This window comes from Rhodococcus sp. 21391, from assembly GCF_016772255.1.
Lineage (GTDB): Bacteria > Actinomycetota > Actinomycetes > Mycobacteriales > Mycobacteriaceae > Rhodococcus_F > Rhodococcus_F opacus.
Window position 1 is genome coordinate 4,930,763 of the sequence record NZ_CP063781.1, and the last position, 16,361, is coordinate 4,947,123.

Below are 16,361 nucleotides of genomic sequence, written 5' to 3' on the forward strand. Positions count from 1 at the left end.
GGGTCAGGACATGGTGACGCCCGCGCTGACGAAACACGGCAGCAGTCCGGCGATCTCGCTCAGCACGGGGCCGAATCCCACGGCTGCGGGCACCGGGTCGTTGACGAACGCGACACCCCGGAACCCGGTGGTGAGGTTGGTGAACTGCACCACGGCACCGTTCCACTGCGCGAGCGGCGCAGCGGTGGTGTACCGGATCCGGTCGGGCGCGACCCGCTCCGCGTTGAACGTCAGCCACGCGCCGGGGGCACACGTCGACATCGAGCCGGGAACGAAGGGCGCCGCCGAGGCGGCCGCGGGCACTGCGAACGACAGTGCGCCGGCGGCGGCGATCACTGCTCCCAACCGGCCCACCACTTGTCGAGTAGACATCGGAATTCCTTTCGGGGCGCGCCAATCCGTCTCCCCGATACGGCGGAACCGCGTCACTGAGTGTGAATACCAGGTCAGAGAATTATATCCCCGCAGGTACCTCCCACCGCCAGGGTCAGGAGGCGTCACCCACGTCCAATTCGAGGCGGTCCTCTTCGAGCAGGACCACCCGGACGGCGCAACTACGTCTTTCATGGCAGCGTCTACGTAGATTTCATACTGTCTGCCACTGATGTGGCGGGCGATAGAGATGTACGTGTGTCACGGCTACCCGCATCACCGTGCGGTGGTATGGGTTTGACCGTGTCCCACACCGACGCTTGTGATGCAGGAACATGCTGTTTCGAATTCACCCCCAACCGCCGTGTTGTGGTGGGTAGGCTGCGGCGGACCCGTCGGTGCCGTGGCCTGCTCGGGGTGGGACCGTGCTTGTCGCGGCAGCGGCGTACCGGTGCATGTTCGGCCACCCGGACCGCGGACAATTGCCCACGCCGTCTGGTGGCTTTGTTTCTGCCGAGCAGTGCGCGTTTAGCCAGGTTCACCCCGGCCATATGGTCGCGGTTACCACCGACCCGGCAGCGGGGACACCACGCGTCGTGATAGCCGCCGGGGCGGGCAAGCGGTTCGTCGCAGCCCGGACACAGTGCGGAGGAACCTCGGGCCGGCACCGACACCACCGTGACGCCGACACCTGTGGCGGTGTGCGCGAGGGCGGCGACCGCTTGGCGGCGGGCGGACTGCGCGGCCCGGTTGTTGTTGACTCGTCCGTGTCCGCGGGTCTCGAGGGTGGTGAGATCTTCCACCGCGATCACCTGCGCGCCCGCCGCCTCGGCGTAGTCGGTGACCTGGCGGGCGAAATGGAACGCCAGTTCCCGGTTGATCTTTCCCCGCTTGACGCCCACCGCGGTCCGGTGGTCGTTCAGGACGGCGATCTTCGTCTCCAGCCGGGCGCGGACCTCGGGTGGGGCGGTGGCGGCCAGCCGCGTCAACCGGGCCGCCTTGCGGTGCAGCATCTGCCCCTCGGCTTGCAGGCGTGCCAGTTTGATCCCGAGGCCGCGATCGTCGTAGGTCCAGCCCAGGTAATCAGAGGATAACCCGTCCGGGCCCTCTGCTGCGATGGCGGCGGCACCGAGAGTGGACGGGGACCAATCGACGCCCACCGCCGCCGCGCCGTCCATTAGATCGGCTTCAGGGACGAGCTCGGTAGCGGCGCACCGCCACAACAGACCCCGGCGATCGAGGACCAGGGTCGGCAGATGCCAGTCGGAGACAGCTCTGCCGTGCAGGTGCGCGGGGACGGCGGCGGTCAGCCGGACCCGCCGCCACTGCGCCCGCCCTGCCGGGGTCGGGCAGGTGGGCAACTTCACCGTCAACACCAGCTCGTCACCGGTGACGGCAAGCTGCGCGAGCTGCCGATCGGCGGCCGACAGCCGTGCCATCGCGCTCGTCTGCGGCGGACCCTGCACCTCGGTGATCCGCAACCGGCCGGCCGGTGCCCCGCCGCCGCGGCGAGAGCGGGCGACGAGCTGACGTTGCACGCCCCGAGCGAAGCCCGACGGCACGTCGTCCGCCGACCCGACCGGCGGCGCCACAACCCCGGTGGCCGGGTCGAATCGGGCCGACAGTGCCGTGATCGCGGCGTCCCGGTAGGCCAAGGTCCGCAGGGTCGCCATCACCTGCGCCGTCACCACCCGGGTCACCCGCGACGGCACATAGACCCCGTCCGGAAAGATCGGGTTCCAGCCGAGACGTGCCGCGGCGGCATGACCTTGCACGGGCAAATTACGGTCATGACGGTCACGACCGGCGGCAAGCACATCGAACGTCGCCGGCAGCCACAGCCGCGACACCAACTCGGCGCCGGCCGCGGTGATCAGGTCGAGGAGCCACCCCACCCGGGTATCGACGTCGTCGAGGCCGATCGGCTCACCGGTCGCATCGTCGACTGCCCCGTATGGGCGGGTGGTGAAGGCGAATTGCCGCGGCGCAGTCGTTCCCGGCCCGGTCATGCCGGCCAACCAGGATCCAGGCACAGCCGAACGAACCGAGTCACGTCCAGTTGACGACAGTGGTCGCCGCCGCAGCAACCAAAACCGAATGGTGGGCCGGTGCCGTCGCATCCGCGAGGGTGTAGCGGGCAGGTGCTGTGATCGCCGGGATCAACTCCCGCCGCCCGCCAGACCGCCAGCGCTGCGTCGGACAGAACGTCCGCCCACGGCCCCCTGGCACGATCTTTCATCGCACGGAAAGCGACGCCGCGGACCGTCAGCATCGCTAATTCGGTATAGCGACGGCATCGTCGAGAAGCCAGAGTTGATTCCGTTTCGACCGCAGCCGATCGAACCGGCCGGACAACGATGCCAGCAACCATGACGTCATCCACCAACCCTCCACCAACGATTCATCGGCCTTGTCTCACAAGACCTCGACTGTAACGCCGACCCCCGACAAGCACCGCTCGGTCCACGCCACCTGCGAACCGGGCCAACCGATCTCGCCACACCCCCGGCCACACCGTAAACCGACCCCTTGGTCGCGTCGTCGAGCATCCGGCCGCACCCCGCCCGCCGGTCCCTCGAGACCCGAACCGCGATCCGTATAGACCCAATACACCTCGCCACCAATATTGCGACAACAGTTGGCGGCCTCCGGGATCGAACGCCCAGGAGAGGGCGGCTTCGAATCCCAGTCTTCTCTCACCCGCCGCAATACACACGAGTAGCGGACCACTCGGTTTGCAACTTTTTCGTCGGGCCGCGGGGGTCAGCTCTGCGCGAAGTTGAGGTAGGCCTTCGACGGCGTCGGGCCGCGCTGGCCCTGGTACTTGGAGCCGACGGCGGAGCTGCCGTACGGGTGTTCCGCCGCGCTCGACAGCCGCAGCAGGCACAGCTGGCCGATCTTCATCCCGGGCCACAGGGTGATGGGCAGGTTCGCGACGTTGGAGAGCTCCAGCGTGATGTGCCCGTTGAAGCCGGGGTCGATGAACCCGGCCGTTGAGTGCGTCAACAGCCCGAGGCGGCCGAGCGAGGACTTACCCTCGAGGCGTCCCGCCAGGTCGTCGGGCAGCGAACACACCTCCAGCGTGGAGCCGAGAACGAACTCACCCGGGTGCAGAACGAACGGCTCCCCCTCGGCCGGCTCGACCAGCGTCGTCAGCTCGTCCTGCCGCTGAGCTGGGTCGATGTGCGTGTAGCGGGTGTTGTTGAACACCCGGAACAGGCTGTCGAGGCGCACATCCACGCTCGAGGGCTGGACCATCGAATCGTCGAACGGGTCGATGCCCAGACGTCCAGCGGAAATTTCGGCACGGAGATCGCGATCGGAGAGGAGCACAGGTAGAGGTTAACGGGTGTGGATGGCCATCGAGAGCAGCAGTTCGGTGCAGGTGTCCACGAGCTCCTCCTCGGGGAGGGTCACCGCGCCGTTCAACCACGCCGTCAGGGTCTGCGCCAGGCCACCGACCATGAAGTGCGCGGCCAGGTCGAGGCGCGGGCTCTCGGCCACCTCGTAGTACCCGACCGTCTGCTTCGTGACCAGGCCCGCGAACAGCCGCGAACTGTCGAGGCGGCGCTGCGCCAGCACCGCACTCGACTGCGCCACCGAGAACATCAGACGGCCCTGACGCGGATCCTCGGCGACCTCCCGCACGATGTTGCGGACGCCGGCGCGCACGATGTCGCGTTCACCGGGCCCGGCGTTCGACACGGCATCCAGGGTGCTGGTGGCGATCCGATCCACGACGTGGTCGTAGACGGCGACGGTGAGCGCGTCGCGGTCGGTGAAGCTCTCGTAGAAGTAGCGGGTCGCGAGTCCGGCCTGCTTGCAGACTCCGCGCACGGTCAGGGCGTGGTCGCCCTCCGCGCTGCCCAGCAGGTCGAGTCCGGCCTCGATGAGCTGGCCACGTCGTTCCGATGTGCGCTGGTCGCGCTCCTGGCCGCCGTAGACGCGTCCGCCGTCGCCCGTCGAGTGTCCGACCTTCGCGTTCACCGGTGCGGTAGCCATGCGCACCATCTTCCCACCGGACTCTGGACGGCGAACATATATGTGAGTACGGTCGTGTTCAGATAGCGAATCAGTGGTGGGGAGAGGGAACACAAATGTCGACGTCACTCGAAGTACCGGACCGCCTCGACCAGGTCATGGACGGCGCCGGACTACTGGCAGGCGCAGCGAACATCATCATGCAGCTCGCCCATCCCGGAGTCGGGTACGGCGTATACGAGAGCAAGGTCGAGACCGGCCAGCTGTTCAGGCATCCGATCAAACGGACCCGCACCACGCTGACCTACCTCGTGGTGGCGGCCCGCGGCACCGACGAGGAAAAGGCGGCCTTCCGCAAGGGCGTCAACCGCGCCCACGCCAAGGTGCGCTCCACCCCCGACAGCCCCGTGCAGTACAACGCATTCGATCCCGAACTGCAGCTGTGGGTGGCCGCCTGCATCTACCGGGGCTTCGAGGACGTCAACCGCGCCCTGCACGGCGACCTCTCCCCCGCGGCCGCCGAGTTCTTCTACAAGGAAGGCGCCACGTTCGGCACCACCCTTCAGGTACCCCCGGAGATGTGGCCCGAAGACCGCATCGCGTTCGACGAGTACTGGAACCAAGCCCTCGACAAGGTGTCGATCGACGACACCATCCGCGAACACGTCCTCTCCATCGCACGCCTCGAATTCCTGCCCGCCATCGTCTCCCGCCTGTTCGGCCGGCTCAACATGTTCTTCACCAACGGCTTCCTGCCCCAGCAGTTCCGCGACGAAATGCACCTGACATGGACCGACAAGGATCAGAAGCGCTTCTACCGGACCCTGCGCACCATCGGCGCCGTCAGCAGGCGCATCCCCGTCCGAATCCGGGAGTTCCCCTACAACCTGCTCATGTTCGATCTGCGACGCCGAATGAAGGCCGGCAAGCCCCTCGTATGACACACCGCGTGTGCGCCCGGGTAGTCCGGATCACCATCTGATAATGTTTCCGCCGCAGGGTGTTGGGCCTGCCTACGGGCGCCCAATATCGTGCGCGCCGATGTAGTTCAATGGCAGAACATCAGCTTCCCAAGCTGAATACGCGGGTTCGATTCCCGTCATCGGCTCCACCGCGCCCGCCGCCCGCCGCCGCTGACCCCCTCCCTTCATCCATCCATCCATCCATAGGGTGTTCACCCATGGGACTGTCGGGATAACGGTTGAACTGGATCTGGCCGACACGCCGAGTTCTCTTGGCGAGAAGGCAAGACGATGACCGAAACACTTGATCACATGGATCAGTCGAAGATTGACCACCAGAAGCTGGCCCAACAACTGTTGGCCCAGGCCAAAGCCGAGGGCGTCGAGCTGGTCGGACCGAACGGACTACTCAACCAGCTCACCGCGAACGTCCTCGAAACCGCACTCGAAGCCGAAATGGACGAGCACCTCGGCTACGAGAAACACCACGTCACGGGACGAAACGGAGAAAACTCCCGGAACGGGAGGCGGACGAAGACCGTGCTCACCGAAATCGGACCGGTACAGATCCAGGTGCCACGAGACACCGATGCCTCGTTCGATCCGCAGATCGTCAAGAAACGGCAGCGACGCCTGACCGGGGTCGACGAAATCATTTTGTCCCTCTCGGCGAAAGGCCTGACCACAGGCGAAATCGCGGCACACTTCGACGACGTCTACGGCGCATCGGTCTCGAAGGAGACCATCAGCAAGATCACCGACAAGGTCCTCACGGAGATGGCCGAATGGTCCGTCCGTCCCCTCGACCCGGTGTATCCGGTGCTGTTCATCGATGCCATCCACGTCAAGATCCGCGACGGTCAGGTCGCCAACCGGCCCGTCTACGTCGCCATCGGCGTCACCACCGCCGGGGAACGCGAGATCCTCGGGCTGTGGGCAGGTGACGGCGGGGAGGGGGCCAAGTTCTGGCTCGCCGTCCTGACGGAAATCCTTGGGCCGCGGGGTCGCAGACGTGTGCATCGCCGTCTGCGACGGACTCAAGGGACTGCCCGACGCGATCACTACCGTGTGGCCACTCACGGTGGTGCAGACCTGCCTGATTCACCTCTTGCGTAACACCTTTCGTTACGCATCGCGTCAGTACTGGGACGAGATGTCACGGGACCTGCGGCCGATATACACCGATGTCAACGAGGCCGCGGCCAAGGAGCAGTTCACCGAGTTCGCCGACAAATGGGGGCCGAGGTATCCGGCGATCGTCCGGCTGTGGGAAAGCGCCTGGAGCGAGTTCGTGCCCTTCCTCGACTACGACCCCGAGATCCGCCGGGTCATTTGCTCGACGAACGCGATCGAGTCCCTCAACGCGCGCTACCGGCGGGCGGTGCGGGCGAGGGGCCACTTCCCCAGCGAGCAGGCCGCGCTCAAGTGCCTCTACCTCGCCACCCGGTCGCTGGACCCGACCGGTAAGGGAAGAGCACGATGGGTGACGAGGTGGAAGCCGGCCCTCAACGCGTTTGCTATCACATTCGAAGGCCGAATCACCCCAACCGTGATCTAGATTCATGCGCCAGAACTGGATCCACCGATGTTCTGACAGTCCCGATCTGCGCTGCCTGCAATCGGAAGTCCCGCAACGTCAATCATCTCGATCGCTTGGTTCGCCGAATCCTGGCGGTCAGCCAGGCGGCGAATGTCGACCGCGTCCGCCAGATCCTCGAGCGCGCAGAGAAGGCGCCGTCTAGCGACATAGATCTCCGGTGAGGTACCGCTGCAGATTGGGAGCGATCATGTCGATGATCCGTTCGTGTGAGGCCGAGGCCAGTGGTTCGATGGCGAGCAGATATCGCATCGAAGCGAGACCCATCAGCTGGGTGGCGACGAGATTCGCGCGCCAACGCGCTAATTCGGGGTCGGGCTCCATCGACTCCGCGATCGGTTGCAGCGCTCGTTTGAGTAGGAACTCCCGCAACAGTGCGGCGCTGCGGTCATGTGCCATCGAACTTCGCAGTACAGCCACTGCCGCTGTTCCCGCGGGGGAATCCCAGAGATCGAGTGTGGTCCGCAGCAGCCGCTCGGCGATCCGGTCGCGAGGTCCTTGGAGGACTGAGTCGACGTATTGTCGCGGGTCGAACGGGGCGTCCATCACCGCGAGGAAGAGCTTCTCCTTGGTGCCGAAATAGTAGTGAACCAACGCCGTGTCCACTCCGGCGGATGCGGCAACCGCGCGTACAGTCGCCGCATCGTATCCGGATCTCGCGAACTCTTCTCTTGCAGCGCTGAGGATTTGATCTCTGGTATCGGATGTTCCTGGGCGTCGTCCGCTTCGTGCACCTGCCGCCATCAGGACTCGATTGCTGCCCGGCGGTCGATCAGTACCATCGTCTCCTCCAAGGTGGCGGGCACCTCTGTCACCGCCGCTCCCAGCCCGGCTGAGTCGAGCGCCCTGCGCACATCGGCGGTGCTGACACCCGCTACCCGTACGACCCGTCCGTCGAGTGTCACCGGCAGCTGCGCCCTCATCAGCGCTTCGAACGTCCGTGCCCACTCCGCCGTCTGCACGGCGACCGCCCGTTGCCCTCCGATGATGTCGGCGAGGGTTCCGCGCGCCACCGGGCGTCCGTGGGACATGAGCACCAATCGGGTGCACTGCTGGGCCTCTTGCAGGTAGTGCGTGGTCACCAGTATCCCGCAGCCTGTGTCCGCCTGGTCGTGGATGGTATCCCACAGCCGGGTACGGGCCAGCGGGTCTACGCCCGAGGTCGGCTCGTCCAGAATCACCAGTTCCGGTCGGTGTGACAGTGCGCAGTGGAACGCGAGCCGACGTTGCAGCCCGAGCCCGATCTCCCGGACCGGACGCGCGGCAACCGCCTCGAGCGCCTCCGGTAAAGGTTGCTCGGACAGTCCGAATGCCTCGGCCACGAACTCGACGTTTTGCCGGACCGATAGTTCCTGGTAGAGCCCGAGACTCTGCGGCATGTAGCCGAGTCGGCGGAGGGTGTGCCGCGAGGGCGGTGCACCGAACACATCGATCGCTCCCCGATCGACCGCCTCGAGCCCGAGGATCATCCGGATCAGCGTGGTCTTGCCGGCCCCGTTCGCGCCGATCAAGCCGACGATCTCCCCCGAGCGAACATGCAGTGACATGTCTCGGACTGCTGTGAACGCGCCGAAGTTCCGCCACACACCACGCACGTCGATCGCCACTCGCTCAGACATGCTCGGAGTTCCGCTGCTCGTTCCGTGCCAACATCAGCGCGATCACTGCGTCCTCTAGATCGGTGTGCTCGTCGCAGCGTCCCCGACCTGACGGGCTCCACACACGAAACATGCTTCCTCGCCTCCAGGTTCGGTTCGCAGCTTCACCCAGCGGCCGATTTCGTTCCGTACTGATCGTGCCCGGAATCGAGGCGATCATCTCGTCCGGTGTTCCCAACCCGAGGATCTCGCCGCCGTCGAGAACCAGCACTCGGTGTGCACGCTCGGCCTCGTCCAGGTACGTCGTCGACATCAGCACCGCGGTGCCCGCTGCCGCTGCTTCCGCCACCATCCGCCACAACTCCACCCGACTGACCGGATCCACGCCGGTGCTCGGCTCGTCGAGTAACAGCACCAGAGGACGATGCAGCATCGCCATGCAGAAGCCCAGTTTGTGGCGCATGCCGCCAGAGAGCTGGCCGCCGAGCCGGTCGCCGACGCCGCCCAGACCTGCCGGGCCGAGTAGCCGAGCTTTTCGGTCGCCCAGCAGGTCCGGACTCATTCTGTAGGCGCTGCCCACGAATTCGATGTTCTCGTCCACCGTCAGGTCCCGCCACACCCCGGCGGTGCTCGGCTGAAACCCGATCTCGTCCTTTGCAGGCATCGTGACGGTACCGCTGGCAATCGGGATCCGGCCGGCCAGTGCCCCGAGCAGGCTGGTCTTGCCCGCCCCGTCGCCCCCAACCACCGCGGTGATCTCCCCGCGCGGAATATCGACAGTCACCCTGTCGAGCACGACCCGACCGCCGAGTCGCACTGTCAGCGCAGCCGCACCCCAAGCACGGTCACGTGAGGCCACTGCGTACCACCGCCTTACCCCTCGGTGCAATCGACCGCTTCAGCCGGAACACCGCCGCCCCGAAGATCAACAGTGCCATCGCGGTCAACACAGCAATCGGGATCCACAAGGTGCTCATACCGGCCCCACGCAGCATCACCCCCTGCGAGATCTTCGTGAAGTACGTCAGTGGAAGCAGGTACCCGATCCAGCGGACGCCCGGGGCCATGGCGCTGAGAGGAAAGATCATGCCGGACAGCAGGACCTGAGGCAGCAGCACCATCATCGCTGCCTGGATCGCTTGGCCGGTGGTCTTGGAGATCGTGGAGATGAACACCCCCAGACCGAGTACCGCGAACAAGAAGATCGCCGCCCCGAGCGCGAAGATCAGTGCGTTGCCGTTGAACGGTACCGAGAAGATCCAGATGCCGAGCAGAGTCACCGCCACCATGTCGACTGCGGCCAGCAGAAAATAGGGTGCAATCTTCCCGGAGATCACCGCGGCTGGCGAAAAGGGCATCACGGCAAGCTGTTCCAGTGTGCCCGCCTCACGCTCTTTGACCAGACCGATGCTGGTAATGATGGTGCCGATGAAGGTGAGGATAAGTCCGATGATTGCTGGCACCATCACCCATGATGTTTTCAGGTCGGGGTTGTACAGGACCTCGGAATCGACGGTGGGACCCATTCGCGCGACGACAATCTTGGCCGCTTGTGCGGCGAAGAGATTGGACCCGTCGATATACACGATCGGCTTCCCTGCCCCGGTGACGATCGCTAGGTCGGAAACGTCGTCGCGCAGTGCCGTGCGCGCCGTCGCGTCAGTACCCGCAGAATCGACGGTGTCGATGTGCAGTACCTGCGCCACCTGCGGGTCGGCCGCGAGGCGGTCCGCCACCGTGTTTGCGTTCGGTCCGACGATTGCCGTTTCGAGTGTCGTGATGGTGAAGTTCGCGGCGAATCCGAAGACGACTAGCAACAACAGCGGCAGCGCGACGAGCATGGCGAGGGTGCGTCGGTCTCGCCGTAGCTCACGAAATTCCTTGATGATCATTGCCCGCATGAGCACTCCCGAACCTGAGATACAGGCTTATCCATGAATTCATTGAATAATGAATTCAACGCTATGCCGCCTTGATGAGCACTGTCAATGGGCGCGGCGAAGCCAGGCGTCGCGGCTCCGTACTGGTGAAGATCACGGTCAGAGGGCCCGCGACGCATCACCGGAGTGACCGTCGCCGTCGACAGCTCCGACGCCGCCCTCGCCCGCATTCGACTGCGCCACCTATCCGGTGCTCCGATCTGTGCCGTGCGCTCCGCATCGACTGCTGCGGCCACGAGGCGGTCGGCAACCCGCGGCCGGCCTCGGACCAGACCGGCTGCGAGATTTGGGTGAAGTCTTGTCGGGGGGTTTCCCCTGAACGAGGACATCGTGAGCACTGGGTCGTGAAGCACCCAGAGGAAGAGATGTCGCTAATGGTCATGAAGGCGTACTCGGCGGAGTTCAAGGCCGATGCCGTCGCGCTGCACCTGTCCGACCCGAGCTGCTCGAGTCGGGCGCGGACACCACCGAACATTGTGGCACCGGTCTCGATATGCAGAACCATGTCGACATCGACCCGTCGCTCTGGTCTGCGGCACACCCGCGGACTGCGTGAAGCTGAACCATCAGCCACCGATCAGCGTCCACTGCTCGGCGGGAATCTCCCGAGCGATCTCGGCGGCCTGCGGCCACGGCGGCCCCATCCACCGACCGGTGCCTCCAGCGCCCACTCCGGCCGCGTCTCACCGGATGTCATCGAGCAACTCCCCTGGCACCCGCGCTCCGGCGCTTCGCTCCCGGGTGTCGAGCGAGTCCATCAAATTCACCGCAACAGTCGCCGCAGGAACGTCGTCGTCGTGAAAGACGGATCCGGCGTGAGCTCACACGGGACAGCCGGGTTTGTGGTCAGGTCAGGGAGTCGACGGGCAGGGCCGCCAGCCGCCACTCGAGCATGCCGTCGGTCAGCCGCGCTGCGCGGCGGCCGTGGTCGGTCAGCAGCCGGACCGCGTCGTGGGCGAGCACGCAGTAGGCGCCGCGGCAGTAGGCGACGATCTCCTGATCCGGCGGCAGGTCGGCCAGGTGATCGGCCAACTCGTCCAACGGAATCGACACCGCCCCGGGGATGTGCCCGGCTTGGTATTCCTCGCGGGGGCGCACGTCGAGCACCGTCACCTTCCCCGACCGGGCCCGCTCGAGCAGCTGGTCCTTGCTGACGTGTTCGGTGTCGGCCGGGCCGAGATACGCGGTGCGGGCGGCCTCGACATCGGGCAGGTGTTCGTTGGCGACCGTACGGACCAGTGCGAACAGCTGCGCCACGTCCTCGCCGGCGAGCCGGTAGAACACCTTGGTGCCCTCGCGGCGGGTGGCGACCAGGTTGGCCTGCTTGAGGGTCTGCAGATGCGCGGACGCGGTGGTCAGCCCCAGCTCGCAGGCGCGGGCAAGGGCGTCGACGGTGCGTTCGCCCTGGGCGAGCAGATCCAGCAGTTCGAGCCGCTTGCCGCTGCTGAGCGCCTTGCCGACGCGGGCGAACTGTTCGAACAGTTCGGTCTTCGCGATCCGATCACCCATGGCATTCTCCAATCATCTTTGGAATAGTGTAGAACATGGATCGGGTGTTCCGCCCGGGACGCCCACGGAGCCGAGGCAGGGAGAAGGCCATGGCCGGGATCGATCTGGTGCCGCTCGTCGACGAGGGGCTCGGCAACTCCGCGTATCTGGTGGACCTGGGCGACGGGCGGGCGTTGGTGGTCGACGTCAGCCGAGACCTGCGGGCCGTGCACGCCGCGGCCGCGCGCCGCGGGTTGACCGTCGCGTTCGCCGCCGACACCCACCTGCACGCCGACTTCCTTTCCGGCGCCCACCAGCTCGGCGCCACCGGCGGGACGCGAGTGCTGGCCTCCGCCGCCGGGGACCGGGAGTTTCCCCATACCGGGCTGCGCGACGGCGACGAGGTGGACCTGGGCGGGCTGCGGCTGCGGGCCCTGATGACGCCCGGGCACACCCACGAACACCTCTGTTACCTGCTCCTCGACGGCGAGAAGGAGGTCGGGGTGTTCACCGGCGGCTCGCTGCTGGTCGGCTCTGCCGCCCGTACCGACCTGATCTCTCCGGAGCGCACCGAGGCCCTCACCCGCGCCCAGTACGCCTCCCTGCGCCGTCTCGCCGCGCTACCCGGCGAGGTGGCGGTGTGGCCCACGCACGGGGCGGGCTCGTTCTGCTCGGCCCCGCCCGGCGCCGAACGCACCAGCACCATCGCCCGCGAACGCGCCACCAACCCGTTGCTCGCCGCCCGCGACGAGGACGCGTTCGTCGACCAACTGCTGGGATCGCTGGGCAGCTATCCGTCGTACTTCCGCCGACTCGGGGAGGTCAACCGACTCGGTCCTCCACTCCTCGACCAGGATCCGGTGCTGCCGGCGCTGACCGTCGACACCGTCCGCGCCCAGTTGGCCGGGGGCGCCGCCCTGATCGATGTGCGCGCGCTGGCCCGGTTCGCGGCCGAACACATCCCCGGTGCGGTGTCGATCCCGCTGCGGCCGGTCTTCGCCAGCTGGCTGGGCTGGCTCGCCCCGGCCGACCGGCCCCTGATCATCGTCCGCGACCAAGACCAGGACGTGGACGAGATCGTCTGGCAAGCAATGAAGATCGGGTACGACAATCTGATCGGTGAACTCGACGGCGGCCTCGCCGCCTGGACCGCCGCCGAACTCGCGGTGGCCGCCACGGCGCTGACCGGCCCCGACGGGGTCGGCAATGTCCGGGTCCTCGACATCCGTCAACGCCCCGAATACCTGGCCGGGCACTTGCCCGGCGCCATCCACATCGAACTCGGCGCCCTCCCGGGCCGGGTCGACGACCTGCCCCGCGAGCCCACCGTGGTGATGTGCGGGCACGGCGAACGCGCGATGGGCGCCGCCAGCCTGCTCGAACGCGCAGGCCACCGACAGCTGACGGTGCTCGAGGGCGGTCCCGACGACTGGGCCCACGCGACCGGGCGCACCCTCGAGACCGGCGCATGAGCAGAGACCGTCGCAGGAGCACCACCTCGCCCCGGCCGATCCGACTCGGCCTGGGCCCCAACCTCGCCCAGTTCAGCCTGCTCGTCGCGGTCAACGCCCTTGTCGGTGGCATGGTCGGCCAGCAGCAGACCGTGCTGCCGCTGCTCGCCTCAGGCGAATTCGGGCTGACCAGCTACTCCTTCATCTTCACCTACGTAGCCGCGTTCGGAATCACCAAGGCCGCCGCCAACTACTTCGCCGGAACCTCGGCCGATCGCTTCGGCCGCAAGCCGGTGCTGCTGGTGGGCTGGCTGTTCGCCATCCCCGTCCCGCTGATGCTCATCGCCGCCCCCAACTGGTGGTGGGTCGTGGCCGCCAACGTGCTGCTGGGCATCAACCAGGGCCTGACCTGGTCGACCACCGTGGTGATGAAGATCGACCTGGTCGGCCCCGCCCGCCGCGGCCTGGCGATGGGACTGAACGAGGCCGCCGGCTACGGCGCGGTGGCCGTCAGCTCGCTGATGGCCGGCTACCTCGCCGACCAGTACGGGCTACGACCGGCCCCGTTCCTGCTCGGACTCGCCTACACCGCGCTGGCCCTGCTGCTGTCCGGGGTATTCATCCGCGAAACCCGCGACCACGCGCGGCTGGAAGCCACCCAGCACACCCCGCGTGCGGACGGAATGCACGATCACCTGCACGCGGATCTGACCAACCGGCAAATCGCTGCGGCAACCAGTTTCACCGAACCCGCCCTGTCCTCGGCGAGTCAGGCCGGGCTGGTCAACAACCTCAACTTCGGGCTCTCCTGGGGCCTGTTCCCCCTGCTGTTCGCCACCGCCGACCTGGGCGCCGGGCAGATCGGTGTGCTCTTCGCCCTCTATCCCGGCGTATGGGGCGCCGGACAATTGGTCACCGGCGCCCTTTCGGACCGGATCGGCCGCAAGCACCTGATCACCGCCGGCATGACCCTGCAAGCCGCAGCCCTGGCGCTGATCGCCGCCTCCCACGGCTTCAGCGGGTGGGCGGCCGGCACGGTGCTGCTCGGGGCCGGCACCGCCATGGTCTACCCCACCCTGCTCGCCGTGATCGGCGACGTCGCCCACCCGGCCTGGCGCGGCCGCGCCGTCGGGATCTACCGGGTCTGGCGCGACAGCGGCTACGCCGTCGGCGCGATCCTCGGCGGCATCGTCGCCGACCTGATGGGACTGCACGCCGCGGTGTGGGGTGCCGCCGCCGTCAGTGCCGCTTCGGCCCTGGCCGTCGCGGTCCGCATGTACGAAACCCACCCCCGACCCATCAACACGAGCACGCAGCGTGCGCCGAGGGGTTGATCGCATCCCGGGGGAATGCGCTGCGGCGGCAGCCCATACAAGGACCGGCGCCTGGCCAGCTCCCGAGTGCAGTCGGCATGAGCAGCAGGGTCGCGAGCGCACGGCTCGTCTGCACCGCGGTAATCGAATGCACCAGGTGAGCATGACCGCCCGTCCGTGTGGCGAGGACGTGCGCCGCCTACGTGTGGGTCAAGATCGCGGACCAGATCCTCGAATCGATTGCGCATTACTGCGTTCGAATCAACGATTCGGGACACTAACGGCGCCTCGCTGTGTCACGCCAACCCGGCGCCCCGGGTTGTAGGAAGTCCGGCAGGTTCGGGAAGTGCCTCGTTCATCATCCGGGGAACCCGATTCACCGCCGTCTCGTCCGTCGAGGGTGAGGTGGGCGCCACGGGAATGTCCTAGCACCTATCCCGGTTGATCTATATATACCCATGGGGGTATTTTGGGAGATGTTGATCGAGGTGACGATGATGAAGCTGACCGACGACCTGCCGCGTACGTGTCTTCCGGACGATCGGGGTGGCGGTGCCCCGCAGTTGGTCGTGACCCGGGGCCCTGGGCCGGCAAAGGGTGCATCCCTTGCCGTCGACCGCGACATCACCGTGCTCGGCAGCCATCCCAGGTCGGAGATCGTGCTCGGCCACGGAACCGTCTCGCGTCGGCATGCCGAAATCCGCCGGGACGATGCAACGTTCACCCTGTGTGATGCCGGCTCTCTCAACGGAACTTATCTGAACCGGCAGCCCGTCGATTGCGCCGGACTGGTGGACGGCGACGAGGTTCAGATCGGAGTTTTTCGCATGCTCTTTCGACTACCCGCCGCGTCGTCGATGTGACAGCCGACCGTAACGGCGACGCCCGGGAATCGCCACACCCCGAGCGGCGGGCCGTAGTGCCCGCCGCTGATCATGAAGACCGCTGCAACGGTCAGCGGACCGATCAGGGCACCGATCTGGTCGTGGGCCGTCCGCGAGCAGGCTGAGCGTACCGAACGCGACCACGAACCGCCACGCACCCATCGACGGCAGCGCTTGCGAGATCTGGCGTTCCCCCGGCGGTGCGGAGGTCCCCGGCGGCGGGGTAGTGCGGTGTCACCCCTGCTCCTTGCGGGGGGCGGGGACCAACAGGACGGGTCGGCGGGCGTGGTGGACGAGTTTCGAGGACACCGATTCGCCGAGAAAGCGCTCGAACAGGGACATTGCGCCGCCCCGGGAGGTGCCGATGATGATCATCAGGGCATCGTTCGCTTCGGCGATCGTGGTCAACAGTTGCGCCGGATTCCCTTCCCGCGAGTAGTAGGCCCAGTTGCCGGGCAGCGCGGCCAGCATGGTGCAGGCCTCCCGGCGTTCTTGTTCGACGGTGTCGGCGAACCGCTGTTCCCAGTCGTCCCGGTCGGGTTCGACGGGCATGTCGTCGATGTCGACGATGTGCGCGACGTGCAGAAAAGCATTGAGTCGGCCCGCGAGGTCCATCGCGTGGGTCAGGGCGGCGTGGCTGGCCGGGTGCCGGTCGAAGCCGACCACCAGATGGCACACCACCGGAGTGGAGGTCGCGGGACCGTCGACACGCAGCGGGGTGCGCCAGTCCCGCAGCGTCTCCCGCGTCGGGTGGTTGTCGTTATTGGTCATGGTC

General features: G+C 66.7%; 14 protein-coding genes, 1 tRNA gene and 1 pseudogene. 6 read left to right on the top strand and 10 right to left on the bottom strand.

All coding sequences use genetic code 11. The features are described 5' to 3' along the window. Positions 1-3: 3 nt before the first annotated feature. The 4 genes from GO592_RS22845 to GO592_RS22860 all read right to left on the bottom strand — a co-directional run bounded on the left by GO592_RS22845 (position 4) and on the right by GO592_RS22860 (position 4,383). On the bottom strand, positions 4-372 hold the full coding sequence (locus GO592_RS22845; protein ID WP_039952841.1) for a hypothetical protein: 369 nt from the start codon (positions 370-372) through the stop codon (positions 4-6). A gap of 203 nt (positions 373-575) precedes the next feature. Beyond that, positions 576-2,381 carry a zinc ribbon domain-containing protein gene (locus GO592_RS22850; RefSeq protein WP_007300642.1) on the bottom strand — a complete coding sequence of 602 codons (1,806 nt, stop codon included), beginning with the start codon at positions 2,379-2,381 and terminating at the stop codon, positions 576-578. Positions 2,382-3,135: 754 nt separating this feature from the next. Beyond that, positions 3,136-3,705: a dCTP deaminase gene (gene dcd, locus GO592_RS22855; RefSeq protein ID WP_005238072.1), complete on the bottom strand. Its 570-nt coding sequence runs from the start codon at positions 3,703-3,705 to the stop codon at positions 3,136-3,138. Between the two features lie 9 nt (positions 3,706-3,714). Beyond that, positions 3,715-4,383 carry a TetR/AcrR family transcriptional regulator gene (locus GO592_RS22860; protein WP_039952840.1) on the bottom strand — a complete coding sequence of 223 codons (669 nt, stop codon included), beginning with the start codon at positions 4,381-4,383 and terminating at the stop codon, positions 3,715-3,717. A gap of 86 nt (positions 4,384-4,469) precedes the next feature. Here GO592_RS22860 and GO592_RS22865 point away from each other — a divergent pair, with 86 nt between their 5' ends. The 3 genes and pseudogenes from GO592_RS22865 to GO592_RS22875 all read left to right on the top strand — a co-directional run bounded on the left by GO592_RS22865 (position 4,470) and on the right by GO592_RS22875 (position 6,873). Next, entirely contained in the window at positions 4,470-5,294 is an 825-nt protein-coding gene (locus GO592_RS22865) for an oxygenase MpaB family protein (RefSeq protein WP_007300640.1), read from the top strand. A gap of 96 nt (positions 5,295-5,390) precedes the next feature. Then, positions 5,391-5,464: transfer RNA gene (locus GO592_RS22870), tRNA-Gly, on the top strand. 142 nt (positions 5,465-5,606) lie between these two features. After that, positions 5,607-6,873: pseudogene (locus tag GO592_RS22875) on the top strand (IS256 family transposase). Between the two features lie 180 nt (positions 6,874-7,053). On the opposite strand, the gene GO592_RS22880 reads toward GO592_RS22875, so the two are convergent. From GO592_RS22880 to GO592_RS22900, 5 genes are all read right to left on the bottom strand, one after another. Continuing rightward, positions 7,054-7,656 (bottom strand): TetR/AcrR family transcriptional regulator, encoded by a 603-nt coding sequence (locus tag GO592_RS22880; RefSeq protein ID WP_039952602.1) that lies wholly within the window; start codon positions 7,654-7,656, stop codon positions 7,054-7,056. Then, positions 7,656-8,519 carry an ABC transporter ATP-binding protein gene (locus tag GO592_RS22885; protein ID WP_007299920.1) on the bottom strand — a complete coding sequence of 288 codons (864 nt, stop codon included), beginning with the start codon at positions 8,517-8,519 and terminating at the stop codon, positions 7,656-7,658. The genes GO592_RS22880 and GO592_RS22885 overlap by 1 nt, the downstream gene beginning before the upstream one ends. A 4-nt stretch (positions 8,520-8,523) precedes the next feature. Beyond that, on the bottom strand, positions 8,524-9,294 hold the full coding sequence (locus tag GO592_RS22890; RefSeq protein WP_005561000.1) for an ABC transporter ATP-binding protein: 771 nt from the start codon (positions 9,292-9,294) through the stop codon (positions 8,524-8,526). A gap of 61 nt (positions 9,295-9,355) precedes the next feature. Then, on the bottom strand, positions 9,356-10,402 hold the full coding sequence (locus GO592_RS22895) for an ABC transporter permease (protein WP_007299919.1): 1,047 nt from the start codon (positions 10,400-10,402) through the stop codon (positions 9,356-9,358). Positions 10,403-11,296: 894 nt separating this feature from the next. Next, on the bottom strand, positions 11,297-11,959 hold the full coding sequence (locus tag GO592_RS22900) for an ArsR/SmtB family transcription factor (protein ID WP_007299918.1): 663 nt from the start codon (positions 11,957-11,959) through the stop codon (positions 11,297-11,299). A gap of 89 nt (positions 11,960-12,048) precedes the next feature. Here GO592_RS22900 and GO592_RS22905 point away from each other — a divergent pair, with 89 nt between their 5' ends. The 3 genes from GO592_RS22905 to GO592_RS22915 all read left to right on the top strand — a co-directional run bounded on the left by GO592_RS22905 (position 12,049) and on the right by GO592_RS22915 (position 15,565). After that, positions 12,049-13,410: an MBL fold metallo-hydrolase gene (locus GO592_RS22905; protein WP_007299917.1), complete on the top strand. Its 1,362-nt coding sequence runs from the start codon at positions 12,049-12,051 to the stop codon at positions 13,408-13,410. Beyond that, the gene (locus tag GO592_RS22910) at positions 13,407-14,723 is read left to right on the top strand and encodes an MFS transporter (RefSeq protein WP_007299916.1); all 1,317 of its coding nucleotides are present in this window, start codon (positions 13,407-13,409) and stop codon (positions 14,721-14,723) included. The genes GO592_RS22905 and GO592_RS22910 overlap by 4 nt, the downstream gene beginning before the upstream one ends. Positions 14,724-15,160: 437 nt before the next feature. Next, complete coding sequence (locus GO592_RS22915) at positions 15,161-15,565, top strand: FHA domain-containing protein (RefSeq protein WP_156517401.1); 405 nt, start codon at positions 15,161-15,163, stop codon at positions 15,563-15,565. A gap of 255 nt (positions 15,566-15,820) precedes the next feature. On the opposite strand, the gene GO592_RS22920 is transcribed toward GO592_RS22915, so the two are convergent. Beyond that, positions 15,821-16,357 (bottom strand): universal stress protein, encoded by a 537-nt coding sequence (locus GO592_RS22920; RefSeq protein WP_007299913.1) that lies wholly within the window; start codon positions 16,355-16,357, stop codon positions 15,821-15,823. Positions 16,358-16,361 lie beyond the last annotated feature (4 nt).

Bases quoted from the DNA above. Each gene is read 5' to 3' on its own strand.
- GO592_RS22845 (WP_039952841.1), bottom strand. From the start codon at position 372: ATGTCTACTCGACAAGTGGTGGGCCGGTTGGGAGCAGTGATCGCCGCC.
- GO592_RS22850 (WP_007300642.1), bottom strand. From the start codon at position 2,381: ATGACCGGGCCGGGAACGACTGCGCCGCGGCAATTCGCCTTCACCACC.
- GO592_RS22860 (WP_039952840.1), bottom strand. From the start codon at position 4,383: ATGGTGCGCATGGCTACCGCACCGGTGAACGCGAAGGTCGGACACTCG.
- GO592_RS22865 (WP_007300640.1), top strand. From the start codon at position 4,470: ATGTCGACGTCACTCGAAGTACCGGACCGCCTCGACCAGGTCATGGAC.
- GO592_RS22880 (WP_039952602.1), bottom strand. From the start codon at position 7,656: ATGGCGGCAGGTGCACGAAGCGGACGACGCCCAGGAACATCCGATACC.
- GO592_RS22895 (WP_007299919.1), bottom strand. From the start codon at position 10,402: ATGATCATCAAGGAATTTCGTGAGCTACGGCGAGACCGACGCACCCTC.
- GO592_RS22900 (WP_007299918.1), bottom strand. From the start codon at position 11,959: ATGGGTGATCGGATCGCGAAGACCGAACTGTTCGAACAGTTCGCCCGC.
- GO592_RS22905 (WP_007299917.1), top strand. From the start codon at position 12,049: ATGGCCGGGATCGATCTGGTGCCGCTCGTCGACGAGGGGCTCGGCAAC.
- GO592_RS22910 (WP_007299916.1), top strand. From the start codon at position 13,407: ATGAGCAGAGACCGTCGCAGGAGCACCACCTCGCCCCGGCCGATCCGA.
- GO592_RS22915 (WP_156517401.1), top strand. From the start codon at position 15,161: ATGGGGGTATTTTGGGAGATGTTGATCGAGGTGACGATGATGAAGCTG.
- GO592_RS22920 (WP_007299913.1), bottom strand. From the start codon at position 16,357: ATGACCAATAACGACAACCACCCGACGCGGGAGACGCTGCGGGACTGG.